Genomic DNA, 22753 nt, shown 5'->3' on the forward strand with positions numbered 1-22753 from the left:
CCGTATGCCCATAGCGTCGGATAACAAGAAAGCCCGTCGCTATGGACAACGGGCTTCATCCGAACTACACTTGCTTATTGAGTCATGCTTCAGGGCCTCGCCGGGCGCTTGGTGATAGTAAAAACAGGGCAGGCCCTAAAGCAACACTCCCCCCTGTCGATACGAAACGTCCGTTCCAGCACACACCCGGACTCCGACCGAAGCCGGAGCCGGTAGTTTCCGGCGGATAGTGTATTGGTCAGACGGGCGTTTTGTAAACTACCCATCTGGGTTTCCAGGATTAATTCATTCCGGTCTGAATAGACCTGTACGGTGACCAGGGCCAGCTCCGGCATTTCTCCTACGGCAACATCCAGACTGCCGTCACCCAGATCGGAGCTACCTCCGCAGGTAGCAGGCACCGTTTTGATGGACAACGTGGGTAGCGAGTCCTCTTCAACAATGAAAGGACAACACATCCCGAGTACACAGGGATCAGAGGAGGCCATCCGGTAACGCCCTGGTCGGTTACAGACCAGCGAATCGCCGGTTGCGGCCTCGATCAGGATGTCATCCCGATACCATCGGTACTGACTTAGCCCCCCGGGTCCCCGCAGTACCCACGCATACGGTTCAGAACGGCAGACAATAGCCTTGACTGACACGCAGGCCTGATCCCAATCCAGCAGGATACCGGCCGCACTGTAGACACTTCCCCGGGCGTTGTAAATGCCCGTTGGCAGGTTCCGTACCGACCAGTGCAGGACGGCTCCATCCGAGTAGGTAAACTGCCACAGCACATACGTTTCGGGCTGACCCGAAGCCGAGGTGCCTTCCTGTAGACTCAGACTACCCACCGGGGTATTCAGGAGCCGCAGCATCCCCGACTGACGGGTGAAAGGCAAGGTATCGCGAACCATATAGGTCGCTCCGGGTAGGCCTGACGCGATGCCCAGAAACAGTTCGGTTCCATCCTGAGCCGAAGGGCGAAGTTCGGTGCGGGTGAAGCGATGGGAAAGGGTATCCCCCGCAGCCAGACAATCTGTCAAGGCCAGGCCCGGACAGGCCAGCAAACAACCCAACAGCAGAAGCCGCTGATTGAGGTTGTTAAGCAGTTGCAGGAAGTAGGTTCCGATCACGGTCATTGACAATAATTGATCCACCTACTGTTTGTCAAATATGGTGCCATTTTAGGGTATTACAGGGAAATTATGAACTCTTATAAATCATTTTATTTTTTATAGAATAATAACTTAATTATCAATAGATTATAAAGATAAACAATCATCAAAAATCCACTCTATCTATGAATATAAGAGATATTCATCCTTAAACAGTTGTTATTTACTTAATCTATGCCTCACAATAAACGCTTCGATGTTTCATCACTATGCGTTTTGGCCTGTATTGGCCTGTTACGGCTCTGAATGGAAGATAGACACGGGAAATATTTTTTTATAAATCGTTCATTTTATATTACGTTAATCACTCTCAATTGCTTACATTTATAGCATTGGAGAATTTGAAACCGGAATCAGGTGAAGCTATTAAGTCCCTGACTCATCAACAAGGCCGTTAGTCCGTTAACTGACACCGTTTATCCCAACCGGATGGTCCGTCATAGCGGCCCCTGCTGACACATAAGATGATAGCCGTTCCGGTCCAAAAACACGAACCCCATAGTGTGAGATACTTGTCATGATAACAAAATTCAAAAAAACACCATCGTTTGGTGATCTGCTTGCCGAGCAGATTCCGTATTTGCGCCGGATCGCCAGGCGGTATCAGACCGATGAGGAGGATCAGCATGATCTGGCCTCCGACGTGCTGTTGAAAGCCCTCAGTAGCGAACACCTCTTTATCGCTGGCAGCAACCTACGCGGGTGGTTGTCAACGATTATGCATAACACCTTTATCAATCAGTACCGGGTGAGCAAACGCCGGGGCGCGACGGTTGATCTGAATGAGATCCTGGTCGATACAGGGATTTCTGATTTCTCTACGCCCAACCTTGGCCCCGCCCTGCTGGCCGAGGCTGAAGTAAACCGGCTACTGACCCGGCTAAAGCCAGAACTACTCGTTATCGTAGAATCGCGGATGAAAGGCATGAAATACGAAGAGATTGCCGAGGCTCTTCAAATCCCCTGCGGCACAGTCAAAAACCGGCTCCATCTGGCGCGTAAAACGCTGCTTCAGGAGGTGTAGCCTGTAGCCTATCAAATCGAATCAAACGGGGCATAAAAGGCTCACAGTGAAGGATATAGACTTGTTCAAGGTAGCCAATTCCGGTATCTTTAAGAAGAAATAAAGGCCCGACATGAGCAACAGGAAATCAGTATTAACGGCACCTTCCGGAGCAGTCTATCACCTCAATACCTTACCGGCCCCGATGCAGAAAGCAGCGAAGGCTGATTCGTTGTTCCTGTACCGGAACCGGGCCAATCTGTTTTTCCTGCGGAACCTGGGCGACCCCCTTACTACCCTGGCTGAACTGCGGCACTGGTTTGGCACCATTCGTCAGCCGAGCCGGGAGCAGGTTAAACGGGCGATGATTCTGACGGTCGATGAGGATTATTCGATTAAGGCCGGGGGCGGTGCCATTGCCGACAATATGTTCAGTTCCTCCCTGAAGTGGCTACAGGCCCACCCCGTCACGGGTGAAGACTATGAGCCGGTTATCATCAAGAAATTCAGCGACCGATTTGAGGACGTATTGATTACGCTGTCAGACATTGAGTTTTTAATTGAAAAAACACTGACTGATAACCAGATTCGCCAACAGCAGATCGAAGACATACAGAACCGGGTAGCCTCAGTCTGTCACGCCACCGCCAGCGGGACAATCCGCAAGAGCGAGAAAGGCCAACCGGCGAAGTTAGTGCCGTTTACGGATGAATTTCGCCAACTGATCCTTTCGAGAATTGATACCGAGGAAAAGAAAGCGGTTGCATTCGCTTTTATTGAGCAGCAGAAAACCCGGCTCAGGGAACATATCGAATGGGTGTCCATGCCGGGGCATGGTATCCTTGGCAATGGAAATACGGTGTGTCCAGTCCGGACGGCGCTGTATGTAGAGCAGACCCGTCAGCATATCCGGCGGTATGAGTCGATTGCGGGGGAGCTACAGGGAAACCCTGTCCCCCAACTACGGCAGGGCCGGAGCCATCGGGTGCCAACGGCTCCCCCATCACAACTTTATTTGTTTGCCTGAACCACCCTTAATCGAAACTGTCATGGAACGAATTATCCACTCTCTTCGCTACCCTGAATCCATTGATCCGTTCATGATGCGGGCACTCGAACGGGTTCACCGAATGGAGGTTACCGACCCAAATATGGTCGTGGTAGGCCACAATAAGCTGATAGCCGTTACCCCACCTCTACGGGTCGGCGAAACGGCTTTGCTTCGTATCGGGCGGATGTTTGTCGAACTCGAATATGAATCCGACCATCGGGCGTGGCTACAGGCCGCAGAGCGCGAGAGAGAGGCCCAGCAGGCCGAACGGGCGCGGCAGGCCCTGGAACGCCAGCAACAGCGGATCGCCCTGAGCAAGGCTTTTTATGGCCGCTACGCAGTGCCTTTCCAATTTTCCATCGAGGTCAAAGAGGTCCTGTCGGGTTTGGGTGCCAACTCCAACGGAGATGGGCAGCGACGCAATACCGTGTACCATGTTTTCCTTCAGGAGGACTACAGACACGGACGCTTAACGCGCCAAGCGGGCGATTATCTATGCTCTCAGAGCCAATCGACTTCGGGTGGCAACTGGAGCAATAATCTGGGCCGGGGAACCCATGTACTGGATAGCGACGGCACCCAGCCTATTCCCACTTGTAAACAATGTCTGGCCACCCTGGAACGCTTCAAGCGAGACTGATGAGCATGGAGCAGCACCCAACCGAAACGCCGGACCTGACTATCAGCCTCCGCGTTGCCCAGAAGCTGAACCGGATGGGCCTACCCCAGAAGCAAACACAGCTCATGTGGTCGAAGTGGCAACGGGCAACGGTGTACGACCGGGTGCCACAAGGGTTTGGTGTGGTCACCGTCGATGCCTGGACTATTGAAGAATTGGAGGCACTGGCCGGCCACTTTTCGATCCGGGTTCCCGAGCGCAACCCGGATCGGTTTGTCGAAGAACTGATTCTCCAGCTCAAACGCACGAAACGGAGCCTGAAAGGCATCCGGGTTGATTTTGAACGCTCACTTAATTCCTCTGCTACCAATGCCCCGGGAACGCAAATACTGCTCGATCTGTGATAGTCCGCTTCGCTGGGTCCGCAAAACCACGAATGCGCTGGGCTGGTCAATGAGCATCTACAAATGCACGGGTTGCGGCTCCAGGGAGTCCATAGAAAAACCGTCCGAACCCCTTCAGCGGGTCAGCGTCTTTTCGCTGATCGGTAATAAGGACGTTCAATAGAGAAAAAAACGCAATCCAACGAAGACAAATTAAACCTGAAACCATGCAGACCGTATTAATCACTTCAACCGATAGCCAGGTAGCGCCCCTCCCTGACGGGAATACCCCGGCATCCTCCGAGAAAAAGCCGCTCATTTTCCTGGACAACGATAGCCCGGAGAATGCTAAAACAACATCAGATTATGCCTGGCAGGCGTTGAAACAAGGTGGCCTTACTTCGGACTATCTGCGTACCATGCAGACAATGACCCATATCGCGCAGACCGATCTGAACGATTTATTGGATCAGTTATTTACCGGGAGCTATTGTATCACAACCTGGGCCATGTACACGGAAAATCATCACGGTTCCCTGTATCAGATTGTGCAGGCTTTGGAACAGGCGGGTCTGCGGGAAGTCAAGGATATTCTATATTGTGATTGCTCAGGCCAGCTACCGGAATCCCTCTCCTCCTACCTGAATCGCTGTGTTGACACCCATGTCGTTGCGGTGCTGAAGGCCATCGAGACAAACTTTATTCTAACCTGTTGTGACATGCAATGGGGTCGAATGCGTGTTGATCTGACTCAATCAGAAGGCTTATTCCGTTTAGACCCCGTTCAACTTACTGATTATCTCCAATGAAAGAGAAACTTAGACGACTCGGGATTTGGTGGAGAGCGCACACCACCAGCCTGCCCTACTGGCGAGTTACCTACTCGAATGGCGACCAAACTTATCGAATTCCAAAAAGCGAAGCTGTTGGATTGTCGGAGGTTTTCGAAGGAACGATGTGGATTGATTACGACGTACCCTATTGAGCAAAATGGCGACAATACAAACACCCGTCCAACAACTCATTGATTGGGTTGTCCAGGAGCTAAAGCTGACGGAGAACCAAAAGGAACCCTTTATCCTCAAAGCCGCCGAGCTATTGGCAGAAGAAAAACAGCATATAGTCGATGCCTGGAAACGGGGGAACCAACTTGGCTGGGCCATGCAGACGGATTGGGATTCGGATGCTGTCCGGTATTATCACGAAACGTTCCAACCCCAAAATGCAATCCCAACCTACCAAGAAAAGGCACTGGCATTAGCCAGACGCTATAACCCGCATCCGGTTTTCAAGCGGGACGATATTGAGTTGTTGACCCAGGCTGCTTTTCAGGGCGAAGCGTATCTGGAATCGTTTGATTTATCCCCTGACGAAATGGACAACCTCCTGTCCGGTTTAAACATTGCCAGGGAGTATTAATATAATTTGTTCTACCGCTCATCAAGGCTGATTACCTGATAACAATATTTTAAATAAATCATTTGCTTTATTGGTAGTAGTCGATGTATATTTGTTCTATTCAAGGCCGGATTACTTGGCAGGGTGCGGTCTTGAGATGGGTAATTACGTTTTTCATGTAAAAAGGTTAAGGGTTTAGGAATAGTCTGAATAAGTGAAATCGCTGGTTTCACTTATTTTTTTGATATTGATAAATAATTTGCTTTATTTTATCCCACTGATACCCAAATTCATAGGTAGAACGTAGATAGTAGTTGCACGATTCGGATTGCGTTGTACAACGAAACACGCCTAATCAACTGGTCAGGCGTGTTTTTTTTAGAAACCTTTCGAATCAAGGGGAGCAGCAAAAGCGGAAGGATGCGGTAGGAGGTGCCGTGTCAGCTTGGGAGAGATACACGCCTATGGAGGTGGTAGCCCAGGAATCTCCCACGCTTTAGCGGGCAGTACTTCATCTCTCTACTGCTCAGAAAGCGAGTATCATGGATGCCCTTGAAAGAGGAAACCCCCAGGCCATCAAAACGGTATTCGCCGAACTCGACCGGCTGGAAAGTCTTGTCCGCACCTACGAACTGGTGCTGGAGACCGCCATGCAGAAGCTCGAAAGCCCCCTCCATAAAATGCCCGACGGGTAAACAAGAAGTTCAATTGAGAAATTTCCAAGAGAATCAATTGGGATATAAAAGGCTGATATACAGCTTATTGCGATTGCAAAGAAGGGGGGATTTGGCTAATTTTATACCATCATAAAGGCACAGAGAAACCCTTATAAACATGAAAAATTTACTCGCAATTTGTTCGACTGGAATAGGATACCGGACCGTAACGGTTACAACGGTGAATGGCTGGCGCAAAGACCAGGACCGCTCCTATTACATGAAAAAGGCACCTGACGCGTCAAATGTGGCGTGGTTTTTAACCCAGGCCGATAGTCGCCGGAATGTGTGCATCTATCCCCAAAGTCACAGCCTGTTTGCCGGAGAACTTACGGCGAGTGATGAAACCCCGCTCTACACCAACGGTCAGGCAACCGTTTGTATGCTGGTGGCGGAGGGAACCGTCATCTGGGGATCGAAAAATAGCTTTTATACCCAGTTTGTCGGTCAATCCTTTTTCCCACCCGTAGACTCGTTTATGGATGGGCGCAGTGTGGCCGAACTGATCCAGCGGTATGCCGAGCCAACGAATCAACTTTGCCCCGCCTAATCGACATGAACGAAACCCCAAACACTGCCCAGAGCCAACCGTCTGCTGTAGTTTCTCAAAAAACCGTTTTGGAGAAACTACAGGAAACTATTCAGCCGTTTCAGAATACCCTGGTTTTATACGGCTTTGCCATGTACCGGCTTGTCGAAGTCGTGGATGGTGACTACTACTACTACTACGTGCTGGATGACGGCAAACAAGAGATTTGGGCTTCGTGTGTGGGGGAAGTAATCCGGCTGAAGGGCGTGTTGCCGAATCAGCAATATAACCGACTGGTCATTGTCTGGAATCAGAACGCCAGCCAACGGGCCGATTAATTAGCCGAAAGCCTATGTCAGCGAACGCAACACCACCCGGGGGAGTGCCGGGGAGCCGCGAACACCTCACTGGCCCCTGTGGGACCTATCAGGTCGGCTATGAGGAAAAAACCGATACCTACTGGCTGCAAGGGCCACGGTCGATAGCCGTCAACGAGCGTCTACGGTCGGTGGGCGGTCGCTGGAATCAGGGCCGAAAGCAGTGGTTGGTCGCCGGATCACGCCAGACCGATTTACAAAAATTGCTGGCCGACATCCCAGGTCTTTTGGCGGGGGAAACCCCGACAAGGCAACGCTCCTCAGAGAGCCATCCGGCAGAAGTCCATCGAAAAGCCTTTGATACCGCCCTGGAATCGCTATCAGGAAAACAGGGTAAGGTCGAAGTCCGGAAAGTACAGAACCGGACCGCTCCGGGAAAACCACCCGAACCATTTCTGCAACTGCGGTTTCCCCGCCATGAAGGAGCCAATAACTGGATCAGGGACCGGCAGTTTCGTTGGGATGGCACCGGCTGGATACTGGTCTGGCAACGCGTTCCTGTGGCTATCCTGCCCAAACTACTGGCCGACCTGAATGCGCTGCTGGATCAGCCTGAAACCGATCACCACGGCGAAGCAACACCCGACGTGGACCTGACCGTCGATCTGACACTCATACCACCTGGCATCGGTAAGGAAACGCTGACGGTGGAGATCGTTCAGGGCAGGCTACGGGTCGAACATGGAATTGATGCCGACGACTGGATTTATCTCAAGCCCTATGCCGTTTATTACCGTTCCAGTGATTCCGACCAGATCTTTCTGGAAGAGATAAACCTGATCATGTACAACGAGGATGCTGACCGTGCAGGATGGAATTATCACCCGGTTGTAGTCGAAATACTGACACACATGGGTTACCCGGTCTTTTACCAGGGCATACCGGTCACCTCCCAACCGGAACTCCGGCAAGCTGTGGAGCGCATCCGGCAGCAGGAAGAGGAAGCAGCCCGGCAAAGCCTTCTGGATCTACAAAACTGGAGTAAACAACATAACCAACAGCACCAATGAACCATCAACCTACGCTTCAAACCCTGATTGTCGGCCATTACGGGCAATACCCGTTTACCACAGCCGATCTTACCGGAGCCAAACAGGCCTCTATGACTGAACCCGATGAAGACGGAATTACCACGGAGCAGTCATTAGTTTGGGAAGAGATTCTGTCGGTCGATACGACACAGGTTCTTTTATCTGTTTCGGGAGCCGTTCAACCCCACCGCATTCGGGCGATCCGGACCGCTCAGGTGGAGGAAGAGCCGGATATACAGGCCCGACTCGAAGCCCTTAGTGAGATTGATGACTACGGCTTTGACCGGCCTTTTGAACTAAACTAACATGCACTCACCCTTTCGCATACTCGATACGGAAACGACGGGCCTGGACCGGCAGGATGATGAGATCCTGAGCATTGCCGTCATTGATCAGGATGGAACCGTTCTGCTGGATACCTGTCTGACACCCGTTCGTAAAAGGAACTGGGAGCGGGCACAGGGTATTCATAGAATCACGCCCGAGCACATTTTCAATCAGCCGAAGCCGGGATTTCCTACGCTAACTGAGCTGGCATCCCGGTTGAACGACATCCTGCGTGGTTACCCGGTTTACGCTTACGGGGCCGATTTTGACGGCAAGTTCCTGGAACCCGTCCTGCAACCGGACATAGCACCCATGCAGTGCATCATGCAGGAGTTCAGCCGTTTTAGAGGAGAATGGTCTACCAAATACAACGACTGGAAACGACATTCCCTCGCCGTTGCAGCCCAGCAAGTGGGGCACCAGTGGAGACACCCGGCGCATTCTGCCCTCGGCGATGCGATGGCGGCATTGTCAGTTTACCTATATTTGCTGGCCAGGAGACAGGAACAATCACTGATCAATTTAACCCTGTTCGAATAAGAGCTATGGCTGAGTCCAAAAAAAAAGGACCCCTGTACGCGGTAGGCACCAAATTCAAGATTGGCGCAGATTCTTATCTGAAAGTCATGGCAGAGGCAGAGGGCTATTATATGGTCCGCTATAAAGGAGCAATGCCCTTTTGCCTCAGCGGTAAAGAACTTCAAAAACGTATTGAGACAATCCAAAATGATAAAGTACTCCGCAATTCCTAACCACAACGGCTGAAACGATTATTCATTATGAAAGCAGATGCCAATGGGCGAGCGGGGGGGGGTGCATAATGCCTTTATTGAAATGTATGAATATATTGATTTGCAAACGACTTAACTCTTTTTTTTGTTTATTTACTTAGTTGAAACAATAAACTAATCCGTATATGGCCGTCGCTGTTAATACCGATAATCCCAAATCCATCACTGAGCAAGCTACTGAAGCTGTGCGCTCGGCTTGCGAAGAATCTTTGCTAAAAGGATTAACTGTAACTGTTACCGAAGGAGATTATATAATTGATTTTCGTTTTGACGGCACGAAAAGAGTTGGTAAAGAATTAACACCACTTAAAATACCTGCCAAACGAACTATTCGCATCCGTTGAAAACACTCACTATCTTCGCAGGCCCAAATGGTTCAGGTAAAACAACCATTACAAATCACTTACGGGAAACATCGCCTGCAATATTTGAGCACTATCTCAATCCTGACGAGATCGAGCAAGATCTCATATCACCGGGGTTTGCATTTATCAAGTCATTTGACATCCACCCTACTCAGAAGGATTGGAAAGATTTCCTGCAACAATCAACTTTAGCCCGTAAAATTTGTGCAGATGAAAGAATTACGTTAGAGCGTCTAACTGATTCTCTTTGGCTGAATGAAACAGATGGTCTAATTGAGCCGGTTAGTGCAGGTGTATCAAATGCTTATACAGCCGCACTTATAACCGACTTTATAAGACAAATGCTTATCAGGGAAGAAAAGTCATTTGCCTTTGAGACAGTCATGTCGTCAGCCGATAAGATTGATACCATCCGGCGGGCGCGAGAGGCGGGATATGTGATCCAGCTCTTTTACATTACTACCCGCGATCCGGAAATAAATGTTTCGCGGGTACATAACCGATTAAAGAAAGGTGGGCATTTTGTGTCTTTAGAAAAAATTCACGACCGTTACTGGCGCTCTTTAAACAATCTTGCAGATGCTTTAAAACTGGCTGATATTGCTTATTTGTATGACAACTCAACAGACGGAAGTAAATCAATTGAGGTAGCCCGTTTAGAAAACGGAACCTTAACTGTGACAGCAAAATTAGTTCCAGACTGGTATACCCGTTATGTTGAACAAAAACTACTTTAGTGAGCCAGTGTCCTCTGTTCATACCACGTTAAGTTGTCAGAGTAAATAAATATTGGAATCAATTGGGGTATAAAGGATGCCTCTGCCGGGGCTGGTGCTTGCCCAAGCGGGGCCAAATGCGTATCTTTATTCATTACCCAAGGCCAGGCCGGGGCGTAATCCGGTCATGATCATTATCGTTTTATGAGCACTACTAATCAAAGACCCTTATTCTGCGGAGACCACCCCTGTAACAGTTGTCCATACCGGGTCGATGCCAAGCGGCAGTTATGGGCGGTGGAGGAATTTGAACGATTACTGGAGAAGGACCGCGATTTGTTAGGTGCAATTTACCGCTGCCATAAAAATGATGGCTCAATTTGCCGGGGGTGGCTGATTAACCAACGTGAGCGTAACTTTCCAAGTGTCGCCCTGCAAATTAATCTCGGAACTAAGGATATATCAGACGATTACATCGACGGCCTGTACTCACCGGCTCCGCTTTTCGAGACCATCGAGGCTATGATTCAGGCTAATTACCCGGAATTTTCTATTCCTGTCCGTCCATTAACGAGAATGGACGTGATTGAGGCTCTGGTCGAGGAAAAACATGTAAAGGCTCAGATCCTGATGCCACCTATGCCCGCCCATCCTGACGAACTGGAAATCGGCATTCTGGGGCCTGCCGACAGCGGTCTGAGGGGAAAAGTCCGCCGGATCAGTCCGGACGTAGTGATCCATAATTACGGCTTTATCCTGTCAGCAAAATTCGAAGAAACAACGTCTGAATAATCCCGAAGCAATTGTCTTCTTTTTTTGGGTTTCCTGAAGCCACGGTTTTCCATAGCCGTAGCCTGGATTATCGCGTCAAAAACTAAAAGATAAATCTTTTGTTTTTTCTTTGTGTAATATTACGGCTTAGCTCCAAAAATCGTCTTACGCCCATGACACATACAGAAATCCATACGCAGAGCGAATGCTATAAAATAGCCTATAAAAAATTGGTATTCAAGTGTAATAACCAATTCAGGGAAATGGCAGGGCTGCTAAAGGAGTCCAATGAATATATTAAAAAAATGCCTGATTTTTCATTCAGTAAACCAGGGAGCTGGCTTTCACCATTCAGGCGGGGAGTAAGCCTGTTTTTATACGTACAGGTCATTCTCCGGATTCGTTACAACAGGACCCGGCTTGCGCTCTTCGATCTGATCCGGGAACGGGCCACTGCCCTTCGCCGGGAGCAGAAGGAACTGCGGTACAACAAACAAAAACTCCTGAAGCTCCTCAGAACAGCTGAAACACTGCAAGTCAGCATCCGGGAGTCGATTCATGAACTGGCACCCCTCGAACAGTGTCCTGCTGAAATTGCCCAGTCTGTCAATGCGCTTAATCTCCAGATCAACGGCCTGGTCGAATCACTGGCCTTCAGTATGGATTGGTTATCCAAAATTTCGGGTCTGGCAACCGACCAGCGGCCCGTGACCCTGCTGTTACGTTTACGCATCCAGCCGGTCCGCCAGATCGCCGGAAAATCCGACCTTGACCCGCAGAAACTCACCAATCAGCTCCTGACGCTGGAGCGCATCGCTCAGGTCGTTATCAATTACAAACCGAACCTGCAAAACCGGTTTTCGCTGGGGGAAGTCTATTACCAGTATGCCCTCAAAGAGGTAGAGGAGACCCGGACGTTTCTGTTTTCCACCCAGGCCCTTGCCGAGCATACATTACCTAAAAGTCCGCTCCAGACCAGCTTTCTGCTGACAAACCTCATCGGCCTTGCCTTGCTCATAGCGGGGTACTGCTGGGCCTCCCATGCTGGTTTACAAACACTCTGTCTGCTGTTCCTGATTTTCTGGGGCATCGAAACCATTCGATTTATTCGTCTATCATGATCACCAACCTATTCTCCGGCTTCCGTGCCCGATTGGGTGAGCATTTCCCCCCGGGGATTCGGCAAGCCATTCGCCGGTCGGGCCACGTCAGGCCCCAGGATGCCACCGCCAGTAATCTGCTGTTCATCGGTGAGAGGGATTCTCCCATTCCCGACTTCTGGGATCAGTGCCTTATGTCGGAGGGCCGAACCCCCATCTACTATGTGGGCCTTCAACCCCGGCGGTTGCCACCTTTCCATCCCGGCGATCTGGTGATTCATCTCGACCAACCGGCCTTTTCTACGGGCCACCCCACGCAAGCCTACAATCCGCTTCGGACGATCCGGTACTGGACCTCGCTCGACCTGGATGGTCTGGCGGGTCTGCTGTATCCGGAAAAGACAGGCTATTTCGGCGGCAGACCAGCACCCGAACACGCCGATCTGTTAAAATCCAGTGTAGCTTTTATTCTCAAAGGACTCGACCGGCTCAACCCCTTTCAGCTCACACCGACCCGTTCTCATACGATCAGCGGTCCGGACCTGTTCTGTTCACTACCTCATTATCTGGAGGTAATTCAGTACCCGATAAACCATATTGTGAACAAGCTGAGTGCCCCTTCTTCCGATCAGTGGGGGCAACGCATCAGTCAGCGAATGCTTCAATCCGCAGACGAGCTTGGCCCCCTCTTACGGGCCGATATGAACCAACTTCGTACCCCTTGGGTGTACTGGGTAACCTGCCCCGAAACGGATACTGACGGGCCTTTCCCCAGCCGGGTAGTGAGTCAGTCCAACACGCCGGCCACATCCGTTCTGCTGAGTCTCTATGCGTTTTCTGCCCTGGATTATCTGGGACGACAGAATCGCGACCGGATTTACCTCGATGGCCTCGACGCCTTCCCGCTGGTTTATCCGGATGCCGCTCAGGCCGCTCACAAAGGGCTGGTACGCGGTCGCGCCGGCAGATTCCGTTCCGACAGCTATTCCCTGCGAAGACTACTCGAAAGGAACCGTTTTCCTTCACTGGTAGTCGGAAAAATGACCGACGCCCATGCCGCCATGACGCTGACCGATGTGCCGATGCTGAGAGGGCGGGTATCCTATGAAGAGCTACTGAATCTGGATGCCAGTAGGGCGTTTGGCTGGATGGACGGGGCATTCCCCCATCCAGGTAATCGGGCCTGTTTTCACCGGTCCCCTGTTCCCGCATCGGCACTGAACCGACGCCCCCATGAAGAGGCCTCTCAGCCAGTTGTGTCTCCTTCGAAGCTTCCCGCTCAACCCTGTAGGACTACACAGGAGGTATTGGACCATGCAACCCGGATTCAGCACCAGGTACGTCGATTCTTCAGCTAATCGGCCTATTTTCTTATTATTAGCCCCATTCCCCCCAAGACTATGTTTAACAATGCCTTTGAGAAGACAAAAAGAACCATTGCCAAAGAAGGCTTTGCCGTAATGGCCATCGGCAGCAGCCCTACTTCGCCTTCTTTTGCCTACACAATTGGCCTGCATATCCACTACAACCACCCGGAACTGATCATTATCGGTCTGCCCATTGAGGTTGCCTATCAGGTGCTCAATACCCTGGGCCATGCCATCAAGACAGACAACCTGATCCTGCCCGTTGGCGGTTTGTACAACGAGGTTTTGTCAACCTGCCTGCCACGTTTCTGCCTGTCGAGGACTCGTACTATCCGGATTACGTGACGTACCCGCGTAAAGCTGCCCAGCTTTAGCTGGGAGATATAAGCGGCAGGCCGTAGGCCAATGTCAATTTGTGAGCCATTCTATTTTGATAAGTCGCTGATTTATAGTATATTTAAGTGATGATACAGACGGTCCGCCGCGCGGTCAAAACATACCGCTACAAACTTGAGCCCACTCCAAGTCAACACAAGGCATTGAGCCAGTGGTTGGGTGCCTGTCGGTATGTCTATAACCTGTCTCTGTCCTACAAAAAGACCCTGTGGGAGCATAGTAAAATCAGTATTGGCAAGAATGAGCTACAAAAAGAACTGGCTCCCATTGCTAAAGAAACCCCCTGGATAGGCCTTGTCCATTCCCAAACCCTGCAAGAGGTGACTGACCGCGTTTTTATGCCTACGAGGGCTTCTTTAAGCAGGGCAAGGGCTTTCCTAAGTTAGCCCGAAAGGGTCAGTATCAATCCTTCTCGTTCAAACAGGGTGTTAAGATTTCCCCTACTCATGTGCAACTGCCTAAGTTGGGTAAGATCAAGTACCGAAATTCTCAAGCCTGTACAGGTACGATCAAACGGGCGACAGTTCGGGAATGTGCCGATGGCTGGTACGTCTGTCTGACCTGTGAGACCGATATACAACCACTGCCCCAACGTCAAAATAGTATCGGTATTGACGTTGGTATCAAATCGCTCTTAGTCACCTCAAACGGTGAAACGATTGAAAACCCTAAACACCTCTATAAAGCAGAAAAGAAGTTAAAGCGACTCCAGCGGTCGGTATCCCGCAAAAAGAAGGGGTCGGCCAACCGCAAGAAAGCGGTTCAGAAGTTGGCTCGTCAGCACCAGAAAGTAGCCAACACGCGAAAAGACTTCCATCATAAACTAACGACCCGACTGATTAGAGAGAACCAATCTATATCAGTCGAATCGTTGCAGATTAAGAATATGTTAGGGAATCACCATCTGGCAAAATCCATATCGGATGCCGGATGGTATCAGCTAACGCAAATGCTCGACTATAAGGCCCGCTGGTATGGCCGGACAGTTGAAAAGGTCAACGCCCGGCACACCTCGCAGGATTGTTCGGGGTGTGGCTATCGCAAAACAGACCTGACGCTCTCAGTACGGGAGTGGGTTTGCCCTCAGTGTGGCCGTTACCATGACCGGGATGTGAATGCAGCACAGAATATCAAGAATAAGGGGGCCGGCCTCCCGGCGGCAGGAGGTGCCGTGTCAGCTTGGGAGAGATACACGCCTATGGAGGTGGTAGCCCAGGAATCTCCCAGGCTTTAGCGGGGAGTACTTCAAGACGCACTATTGGCATAAATTTTCCGATGCCATTGGCAACGAGGCCCCCCCGTTGGTCCTGATTGACTGGATTCTGGACGAAATCCCTCATCAGTAAGGCTGGCCCGTTTTCGGCCCGCAGGAATCAAGTGGGCAATAAAAAGGTAAACCTGATAGATAACCCTTTGTCTGTCAGCGCAAAAGGCTGTATTTTTATCCTATAGCCAACAACCCCAAAGACCATGACACGCGTAACCGCTCAACCCAGATCGAACAGAAAAACCCGGGAAGCCCCTACCCCCCTGTATGATTTATTCAGTCAGCCAGCGCAAGGCACGGTAACGGCGCGTGATCTGCCGTTTGAACTGCTGAAGTTCTGGATTCAGGAGCCATCGGACCAGAGCATAGAGGACGTGTATGGTGCTTTTTCTTTTAAGAACGGGTTGAGTCTGACGGTGGCCGAACGGAAAGCGGTGCTGGCTAAGGCCGGGGTCCTGAGCGTGAGAACGCTGATGGAAGGTGGCATCATTCGGGACGAACGGGTGCTGAATTACCCTGACTTCGAGACGTATGCCCGGGCCGTGAAAAACCAACATCAGGAAAGCCGCCACATCGCCCAAAAACGGTGGATAGGGACATCGGTCGCACGGAAAATCTGGGTGGAGGCCCCGGCTAAAAAAGCCTCGATCCGGCTGAGTCACGATATTAAAGATGCCGCCATTGCGGTCGTTGACGAGTATTATACCGATTTTACCGAAGCGTCTGTCCGCAAGGCGATGATTCAGATTCGTGAGCGGGACTATGGTGGAGATAAACGTATAGGGGTCATGGTGAAGGCGGAACCCTATGCCAGCCAGTTTACCCTACAGGTTCGGGGCATGATCGGGCCGCATAACGTAGCCAACGAGGGAAACGGCTGGACCCTGGAAATGGAAAAAGGGAGTGCCCTGTTTTCAATTAAAAAACGGTACACCCAACTACCCACCCGCCAAGAGCTTATTGATGATCTGTGCGTCTGGGATTGGCTGGAAACCCTACCAGCGAAAGCAACCCTGCACACCGATACGGAGACCTACCCGGTTTATCCAACGGCAAAAGACGTATTTGAAACCGGGTATGAGGTTCGGCAAACCGGCCAGCAACCCTACCGTGTTGAACCTGTTAGTGAAGTTTCAGCGAAGATGGGTTTTCATTCATTTCTGCAACTAGTTATTGGTTTGGGAAAACAACCATCAACACTGGGCTTACGGCAAACGGCTTAATCTGCTAAGAATGAAGTCACTGTTTAAGGTATACTATCGACATAGTGTCTTTCGTATACCTTATTTTTTGTTACTAGAATTGACAATCAATAAAATTGTGTAATACAAAACTGTTCTTAAATAATTATTAAAAAAAATTACGAAATTTTAGCAACAAGTATAAAACATAAAAAAAATGAATCCGTTATGCACTTAAAAGTATGAAACGTACTTTGGGTTGCTCTTACTATTACCTGATTAATCTATCTATTAACAGGGTCTCGACGTACTATGTTTAACTAAAACTCAACAACTTCTGTAGTATGAAAACGTTCTTTATTCTGGCATTTTTGCTGGCAGCAATTCCACAGTTAACCTATAGCCAATCCGTTGTAACAGTTCCGTTAATTGGCCGCAAGGTCAAAAATATTCTTGATGATTTTGAGAAGACTTCATCCCGTTTAATACGTGAAGGCCAAGAAGCAGGCAATGCATTAATTACTAGTGGTGGTAATGAACTCCATGTAGCATCACAAAATCTTGTTTATTATTTTGACAAAAATCGCCGGCAAATTTTTGATGATCTCAGTCCACGTGAGCAGAACCTCTTTTCAAGTTTGAATGAGATTATTACTGAAACAAACAATATGTCAGGCAAAGCATACGAGTTAACGGAATTGGTTAACCTTGATTTAATGGTTCTTACACAAAAAATTAAAATACTGGATCGTTCTTCTCAATATTATATCAGTTCAATTATAGGAAACACATTTCTGTATAAAAATTCAGATTATACCATCAAAATAACTGGTATTGGTTTTGGTCTGAATAACAGCGATTACAGCTATACGTCTGAGGTGTATATTGGCACAACAAAGCTTGAGGATAAAAATCTTGATCCTACTATACGGCGTGGAATGATTATCAAGATCCCGAACAACCTGATAATTAATCGTTTCAAGAAAGATTCAATTGTAACTGTTCCTGTGACAGTTAAAACAAGAATCAAGAAAAAAGGGATTATTAAAGATGACACATCAGAATATAAGACATCATTTGACGTAATTCTGATGCCGATTGTAGCTGCTACAGTTACAGTTACTGAGCAGATCTTAGAAACCACTGAAGCACCCTTACTGCGGAACGAATCTGTTACCTATAAAAAAGGGGAATGTAGTACGGATAAACCATGCTACTACAAAAAAACAGTACGTGTCCCTGATTTTCAGGTTATTGATATAGTGAAAGATGCTTGTTCCGGACAATGCCGTTGGGTTAGCAATGTACAAACAGTGTTTAGCGAGGGCCGTCGGGTGGTAGATCTCAGTTTAAAGTATGACGGGGAAAATGAATTGAATTATACATTCATCCTCCACTGTCGTGAATTCGGCACGAAGACAGTTAAAAAGAACAGTGACCCAATTGATTTGCAATATGGTCAGCCTTTTATGGTTCAACTGGATGCCAAAAACCCCGATTGTAATTATTACATAATGGGTAGTACGTTTTCTAAGGAAAAAATAGAGGTAACAAATAGTTCGATTCCCAAAAGTAAACAACTTAAATTGCTCGGAATCGGTAAACCAGCAGGTTCAGCTTGTATAGGCCAATTTGAATTAATAATTCCTAAGGGATACTCTACATTTTAACCACAAAAGAGCATACAGGCAGTATATTGCTGTCCGTATGCTCTTTTGTAATATATTAAACCTATAGCGTTAACTGATGCATACATTTAACTCATTAGCAGATATACTTTTAGAATATACAGATTCGTCAGCAATTCCTTACACTATATTACTGAAAACTCATGAGTGGAAACAATTCAGAAATAGTGTACAGCGAAGAGAAAAAAATACTTGTCAGCACTGTAATAAAAGATGTAATGATGGGTATAAGCTAATGTACGTAAAAGACCCAAAAACCAAAAAGAGATCAATTCTGGATGTACCAATAATAGAAGTATTTGTTGAGGTTGAAAAAGAAATATATCACTTTGGAGAAATAGTTGGCATTTATACTATTGAGGTATTGAAACGTATTAAAATGGAAGAACCCCGAATCGGGCATGTTCATCATACTTACTATATTTCGGGCAGACTACCCTGGCAATATCCACAGGAGGATCTTCAATTTCTTTGCCACCTTTGTCATGCCCATATTCATCAACATGAAAAAATACCTGTTTATAGTAATAATAGCAAAACTGAATGTCGCTATTTAACCCTATGTGATAAGTGCAACGGAAGCGGTTACCTACCGCAATATGAGCACGTTCAGAATGGGATTTGCTTTCAGTGCAACGGAGAATGTTTTGCTTAGTTTCTAATTAGGAAATATTAATTCGGCCCATAACAAATACTGCCAAATAAACAATAATCAAAAGGGAGATAAAGAGTTTAAATCAGACAGCATTCCATTGTAGTTTTTCGCGTAAGTTGGTATCTTTAATAAACCTTAAAGACCGGCGATGAAAGATGCCATGTTTATCCTCGACGTGACAGAGGAACAGCCAACCGGCGCTTTACAATACTCCCCCGTAAAGCGCCATTCGTTCACGCCGGGACGATACCGCGCCTGCGGATACAAGGGAGCAAGCCGAATACTAAACGATTTGTCAGCTACCCACCTCCTGAAGAAGGTAGGCTTGTGAAAGAGCCTTGTTGACCAGACTCAGCCCGGGGCACATGAACATTCTGGTCAACCCGAGCTACCTGTATTTGTGCTGGACAATGCCCATATCGGCTGGTGCAATTAATTTCCATTCATTATGCCCAAGAAGAAACGAAAAAACAATACCCCGGCTCAGTTCAATATCTTTCAGGGCAATGAACTGATCCGGGAGGTCATTGCCGAAGCCTGGGGGTACGAACCGAATCAGGACGATACGACCTTTACCGAGGATATGTATTTCAGTGCCTTCTTTTATCTCTGCAACCGGTTCGGGCCACCCCGGAACGGCGAGAAAGGCCGCAATGTTGGGGAGTGGGTATTTCGGGTCAAAAGATATACTGTCAGCATTCAGATGAATTCGTGCTGGGTTCAGGTACTGATGTTTGGAGACGGTACGAAGGAAAATCCGCTGGCCCGGCGTAATTTCCGCACCTATTCCTTCCGGTCCCCCTATACCGTTCGGACGTGGCGCGAAGCCCGGCGAAAGAAACACCTGCTGGTCGATTTGACCGATCCGAGTAAGGAGCCGGAGAATATCGCCATTCAGGAACGATTGTGGAACGAGTTCTGTCAGCGGGAAGGCATTGACGAGACCTGGACCAATGAACGCTTTGAAACCGAAAAACTTCGGGTCTGGATGGACTATGTTGAGAACTACAACGGGGAGGTCATTGGCATTAATTATGCCCAGTTTACCGAAAAGTACGGCTATGTGTACAGTAACAGCCAGACCCGCCATGCCCTGCGGACGCTGAGGTGTTTTCTGCGTAACCTGCTTACCCCCATCTGGATTCGGGATGTAGGGTATAATATCAAAGGCCGCTGTGGCAATGAATACGATCACCTGAACGAGAATATTCCATTCGGGTTTGTCGAACCCAAACCCAAACGATCCCCCAAAAAAACGCATGGGACGCTCCAAACCTCGCCACTCGCTTCGCTGTAAACGGTGTTACGACCAGCATAATACAGCCTATCGTCGCGCCAATTACCCGCCTGAGCTACTCTTATGGAGGGCGGTCGAAGCCATTGAGCGTAAAGGCGATTCAATTGTTTGCCGATGTCGGCGCTGTGGCCACACCTATAAGAGCCGGTCCCAGGCCGCTATCTCGTACTGGTATGCCATAAGCCGATAGTCGGCTGATCTTAGGTGCGAGGTTCCGCAAGGTTCCTCGCGCCTTTTTTATTGTCAATTCACCCAAAGCCAAGAACCAGAAAACGCCCCCGGAATCCCATCGTACTTCTGAACCGAATCAAGGGGAAGGTTGACAAAAAGCGAAAAGAAAAAAATAGAAATTATCAATCAACAGGGCATAAAAAGATGTCTATCAATAGTTTACGTATTCATTAGCGGAGGTTTCCGTGGTATCTTTATAGAAACAAAATCAGAAAGAGCCATCGCTATGCCCCCCGCAGTTTCCCCCCTTCCCGTGCAGACCTCTATCGCCGGAGTTACTACCGGCAGTCTGGTCAATTACATCTACGGTAATAATCAGACCCGGCCCGAAAAGGGGCAGGGAGCAACCCTACTCCTGTATAGCGACCGTCATGCCTATCTGGTGACGGAGGTTAGTGACGACGGCCTGAAAGCAACCCTGCAACGGTATGATGCCAAACGCACTGATAGCAACGGAATCAGTGAGGATCAGACGTATGATCTGACAGAGCTGACGGGCGAACGGATGCAGATCGAGTATCGTAAAAACGGCTGGTATCAGGTTCATCATCACGTGGCCTTCACCAAATCCTTTGCCACCTGGATCGAGGCTAACGAGCACCAGTTTAATAGCGACGAAGCCTTACAGGCCGAGTTGTGGGGCGATACCCCCGGCAGTCTGCAACTGGTTGCGGGAAAAACCAGAGCCGCCCAAAAATTCAGCAAAATCAGTATTGTTTTTGGCGTTGCCCGGGAATACAGTGACCCCACCTTTTAAATCGTATTCATCCATTCAGAAAACCGGATTTATAGCCCATATCCCCCTAACGCCATGTATTTCGCAAAAATTACCTCCTCCTGGAGAGCCACCAACAGTCTGCAAAAGTACCTTGAAAAAACAGTCAAAGACATCGAGAAGAAAACGGTGGAAGACCCTCAGATGGTGTATGAACACCTCAGCCATCAGTTTGCGCTGGCCAATCAAACCTACTCACGGTGTAAACCGGAAAAGGTGAACATTCGCCCCAGCCACAACAAGGAGGACATTTACATTGATTCGGCCTTGTTTGTCATCACCTTCTACAAGATCGCCGGAGACTATACCCCGGCTCCTGTTCATTCGACAAAGCGGTTGAATTTTGCCGACCTGGTACAGACCGCACAACCCCTCACCCTCTTTTCCTGATGCACGGGGTAGACCTAAACAAGGAGCCGTTTTGGTCCATTCTGAAAAGTCTGGAGAGTCAACCCAATACCCGGCTGAAGATGTCCACGCTTTCGGGCCACTTCAGCCGGGTTGGTCAGGGTTCGGGCCGTCGTGTGTTTGCCCTCAATGATGGCTTTGTTCTGAAAGTTGCCCGGAATAAAAAGGGAATCGCCCAAAATCGTCTGGAGTGGCAGGTCTGTCAGGATGGGGAGCCACGCGAATTTCTGGCCCAGGTCGTAGCGGCCCACCCGGCGGGTCACTGGATAATCCAGGAACGCGTTTCCCCCCTTGATCTCGATCAATTCGAAGACTGGCTGAGGCATGATGCCGGCAATTTTTTCTTTTGTCTCCGGTTCGGCTCCCACACCTGGAAAAACGCATTTTTTCTCAAGTTGACCCGGTTTATCGAAAGGTTTGATATGGAACCCTTTGATATTTCCGAGGAATCATCCTGGGGAATGCGTAATGGGAAACCGGTCATCTGTGATTTCGGACTGAACAAGACCATTGCCCAAAAATACTATCATGTCCAGTATTAGGCATTTGACGTGTGAAGTTATGACTGATCTTTCCAGGAGAATAGATCAGTAAATCAAGGTGTTGCCAGATCAGAATTGCCCCAAAATGAAAACCATTAAAGGGGGGGGGCGCGCAAAGGGGGGATTTAAGGAAAGTTATTAGCAACCGGTAGGCAGCAATCAGTGACCTATTGTAAAAAAAACGTCTCACACACAATAGGTATTTCCGGTTTAAGGTGTTGTGTTGTTTTTTACGTTTTAAAATGTTTTCAGTTAGAACAACTTATTGATATACAATACATTAAGTATACTAACATAGAGAGAAAAGGGATCAACGTAGAGAGAAACAGGATTAACATAGAGAAAAAAGGGATCAACGTAGAGAGAAACAGGGTTAATTCCGGGAAAAACGGGATTACCGTGGAGAGAAAAAGGGTAACCGTGGAGAGAAAAAGGACAGAAATAGATACATTTGGGGACTGAATAAGGCATTTTAAGAGGTTAACAGCCGCTTTAATTGACTTTTTATGAGTTTATATTTGATTTTTTGAATAAACGAGCCATTTTAGATATAGGTCTTAAGCCATTTTCCCTAACGTGGAGAGAAAAAGGGTATTTAGGAACTGCAAA

The 22753-nt window shown here is 48.6% G+C and carries 30 protein-coding genes and 1 pseudogene; 30 read left to right on the forward strand and 1 reads right to left on the reverse strand.

The genetic code is table 11. From position 1 onward, the window contains the following. Positions 1-89: 89 nt before the first annotated feature. Positions 90-1118 carry a hypothetical protein gene (locus AC23NW_RS22440; RefSeq protein WP_487452196.1) on the reverse strand — a complete coding sequence of 343 codons (1029 nt, stop codon included), beginning with the start codon at positions 1116-1118 and terminating at the stop codon, positions 90-92. Between the two features lie 559 nt (positions 1119-1677). Here AC23NW_RS22440 and AC23NW_RS22445 point away from each other — a divergent pair. The 30 genes and pseudogenes from AC23NW_RS22445 to AC23NW_RS22590 all read left to right on the forward strand — a co-directional run bounded on the left by AC23NW_RS22445 (position 1678) and on the right by AC23NW_RS22590 (position 22144). Continuing rightward, positions 1678-2184 carry an RNA polymerase sigma factor gene (locus AC23NW_RS22445; protein WP_487452198.1) on the forward strand — a complete coding sequence of 169 codons (507 nt, stop codon included), beginning with the start codon at positions 1678-1680 and terminating at the stop codon, positions 2182-2184. 112 nt (positions 2185-2296) lie between these two features. Then, positions 2297-3190 carry a hypothetical protein gene (locus AC23NW_RS22450; protein ID WP_487452199.1) on the forward strand — a complete coding sequence of 298 codons (894 nt, stop codon included), beginning with the start codon at positions 2297-2299 and terminating at the stop codon, positions 3188-3190. Between the two features lie 22 nt (positions 3191-3212). Beyond that, positions 3213-3854, forward strand: a complete 642-nt coding sequence (locus tag AC23NW_RS22455) for a hypothetical protein (RefSeq protein ID WP_487452201.1) — start codon at positions 3213-3215, stop codon at positions 3852-3854. A 5-nt stretch (positions 3855-3859) separates the two neighbouring features. Further along, positions 3860-4237 carry a hypothetical protein gene (locus AC23NW_RS22460; RefSeq protein ID WP_487452202.1) on the forward strand — a complete coding sequence of 126 codons (378 nt, stop codon included), beginning with the start codon at positions 3860-3862 and terminating at the stop codon, positions 4235-4237. Further along, positions 4203-4400 carry a hypothetical protein gene (locus AC23NW_RS22465; protein WP_487452204.1) on the forward strand — a complete coding sequence of 66 codons (198 nt, stop codon included), beginning with the start codon at positions 4203-4205 and terminating at the stop codon, positions 4398-4400. Before AC23NW_RS22460 ends, AC23NW_RS22465 begins: the two co-directional genes overlap by 35 nt. A gap of 43 nt (positions 4401-4443) precedes the next feature. After that, complete coding sequence (locus AC23NW_RS22470) at positions 4444-5025, forward strand: hypothetical protein (RefSeq protein ID WP_487452205.1); 582 nt, start codon at positions 4444-4446, stop codon at positions 5023-5025. Between the two features lie 181 nt (positions 5026-5206). Beyond that, entirely contained in the window at positions 5207-5635 is a 429-nt protein-coding gene (locus tag AC23NW_RS22475; RefSeq protein ID WP_487452207.1) for a hypothetical protein, read from the forward strand. A gap of 521 nt (positions 5636-6156) precedes the next feature. Then, the gene (locus tag AC23NW_RS22480) at positions 6157-6309 is read left to right on the forward strand and encodes a hypothetical protein (RefSeq protein WP_487452209.1); all 153 of its coding nucleotides are present in this window, start codon (positions 6157-6159) and stop codon (positions 6307-6309) included. 139 nt (positions 6310-6448) lie between these two features. Continuing rightward, positions 6449-6880 (forward strand): hypothetical protein, encoded by a 432-nt coding sequence (locus AC23NW_RS22485; protein WP_487452211.1) that lies wholly within the window; start codon positions 6449-6451, stop codon positions 6878-6880. A gap of 68 nt (positions 6881-6948) precedes the next feature. Then, positions 6949-7197, forward strand: coding sequence for a hypothetical protein (locus tag AC23NW_RS22490; RefSeq protein WP_487452212.1), 249 nt, complete (start codon positions 6949-6951; stop codon positions 7195-7197). A gap of 14 nt (positions 7198-7211) precedes the next feature. Next, a complete protein-coding gene (locus tag AC23NW_RS22495; protein WP_487452214.1) occupies positions 7212-8246 on the forward strand; it encodes a hypothetical protein in 1035 nt (344 codons plus the stop codon). After that, the gene (locus tag AC23NW_RS22500; protein ID WP_487452215.1) at positions 8243-8572 is read left to right on the forward strand and encodes a hypothetical protein; all 330 of its coding nucleotides are present in this window, start codon (positions 8243-8245) and stop codon (positions 8570-8572) included. Before AC23NW_RS22495 ends, AC23NW_RS22500 begins: the two co-directional genes overlap by 4 nt. Before the next feature lies 1 nt (position 8573). After that, positions 8574-9134 (forward strand): 3'-5' exonuclease, encoded by a 561-nt coding sequence (locus tag AC23NW_RS22505; protein ID WP_487452216.1) that lies wholly within the window; start codon positions 8574-8576, stop codon positions 9132-9134. A gap of 5 nt (positions 9135-9139) precedes the next feature. Then, entirely contained in the window at positions 9140-9346 is a 207-nt protein-coding gene (locus tag AC23NW_RS22510) for a hypothetical protein (RefSeq protein WP_487452217.1), read from the forward strand. Between the two features lie 164 nt (positions 9347-9510). Beyond that, the gene (locus AC23NW_RS22515) at positions 9511-9729 is read left to right on the forward strand and encodes a hypothetical protein (protein ID WP_487452219.1); all 219 of its coding nucleotides are present in this window, start codon (positions 9511-9513) and stop codon (positions 9727-9729) included. Further along, positions 9726-10487, forward strand: a complete 762-nt coding sequence (locus tag AC23NW_RS22520) for an ATPase (RefSeq protein ID WP_487452221.1) — start codon at positions 9726-9728, stop codon at positions 10485-10487. The genes AC23NW_RS22515 and AC23NW_RS22520 overlap by 4 nt, the downstream gene beginning before the upstream one ends. 183 nt (positions 10488-10670) lie before the next feature. Further along, positions 10671-11258 carry a DUF6283 family protein gene (locus AC23NW_RS22525; RefSeq protein ID WP_487452223.1) on the forward strand — a complete coding sequence of 196 codons (588 nt, stop codon included), beginning with the start codon at positions 10671-10673 and terminating at the stop codon, positions 11256-11258. 152 nt (positions 11259-11410) lie between these two features. Further along, positions 11411-12358, forward strand: coding sequence for a hypothetical protein (locus tag AC23NW_RS22530; RefSeq protein WP_487452225.1), 948 nt, complete (start codon positions 11411-11413; stop codon positions 12356-12358). Further along, complete coding sequence (locus AC23NW_RS22535; RefSeq protein WP_487452227.1) at positions 12355-13695, forward strand: hypothetical protein; 1341 nt, start codon at positions 12355-12357, stop codon at positions 13693-13695. The genes AC23NW_RS22530 and AC23NW_RS22535 overlap by 4 nt, the downstream gene beginning before the upstream one ends. A 42-nt stretch (positions 13696-13737) precedes the next feature. Continuing rightward, a complete protein-coding gene (locus tag AC23NW_RS22540; RefSeq protein WP_487452228.1) occupies positions 13738-14049 on the forward strand; it encodes a DUF4262 domain-containing protein in 312 nt (103 codons plus the stop codon). 119 nt (positions 14050-14168) lie between these two features. Next, positions 14169-14486: a helix-turn-helix domain-containing protein gene (locus tag AC23NW_RS22545; RefSeq protein ID WP_487452229.1), complete on the forward strand. Its 318-nt coding sequence runs from the start codon at positions 14169-14171 to the stop codon at positions 14484-14486. Further along, a pseudogene (locus AC23NW_RS22550) lies at positions 14453-15334 on the forward strand (RNA-guided endonuclease TnpB family protein); the annotation flags it as partial. The gene AC23NW_RS22545 and the pseudogene AC23NW_RS22550, both read left to right, overlap by 34 nt. A 236-nt stretch (positions 15335-15570) precedes the next feature. Continuing rightward, complete coding sequence (locus AC23NW_RS22555; protein WP_487452230.1) at positions 15571-16590, forward strand: hypothetical protein; 1020 nt, start codon at positions 15571-15573, stop codon at positions 16588-16590. A 302-nt stretch (positions 16591-16892) separates the two neighbouring features. Further along, entirely contained in the window at positions 16893-18218 is a 1326-nt protein-coding gene (locus AC23NW_RS22560; protein WP_487452231.1) for a hypothetical protein, read from the forward strand. Between the two features lie 76 nt (positions 18219-18294). Then, on the forward strand, positions 18295-18891 hold the full coding sequence (locus AC23NW_RS22565; RefSeq protein ID WP_487452232.1) for a hypothetical protein: 597 nt from the start codon (positions 18295-18297) through the stop codon (positions 18889-18891). Between the two features lie 148 nt (positions 18892-19039). Then, positions 19040-19222: a hypothetical protein gene (locus AC23NW_RS22570; RefSeq protein ID WP_487452233.1), complete on the forward strand. Its 183-nt coding sequence runs from the start codon at positions 19040-19042 to the stop codon at positions 19220-19222. Between the two features lie 117 nt (positions 19223-19339). Next, entirely contained in the window at positions 19340-20188 is an 849-nt protein-coding gene (locus tag AC23NW_RS22575; protein WP_487452234.1) for a hypothetical protein, read from the forward strand. Positions 20189-20672: 484 nt separating this feature from the next. Then, on the forward strand, positions 20673-21176 hold the full coding sequence (locus AC23NW_RS22580) for a hypothetical protein (RefSeq protein WP_487452236.1): 504 nt from the start codon (positions 20673-20675) through the stop codon (positions 21174-21176). Positions 21177-21230: 54 nt separating this feature from the next. Next, the gene (locus AC23NW_RS22585) at positions 21231-21584 is read left to right on the forward strand and encodes a hypothetical protein (protein WP_487452238.1); all 354 of its coding nucleotides are present in this window, start codon (positions 21231-21233) and stop codon (positions 21582-21584) included. Next, entirely contained in the window at positions 21584-22144 is a 561-nt protein-coding gene (locus AC23NW_RS22590) for a hypothetical protein (RefSeq protein ID WP_487452240.1), read from the forward strand. The genes AC23NW_RS22585 and AC23NW_RS22590 overlap by 1 nt, the downstream gene beginning before the upstream one ends. The last annotated feature ends 609 nt before the right edge of the window (positions 22145-22753 follow it).

Source organism: Arsenicibacter sp. R0_47, from assembly GCF_057652235.1.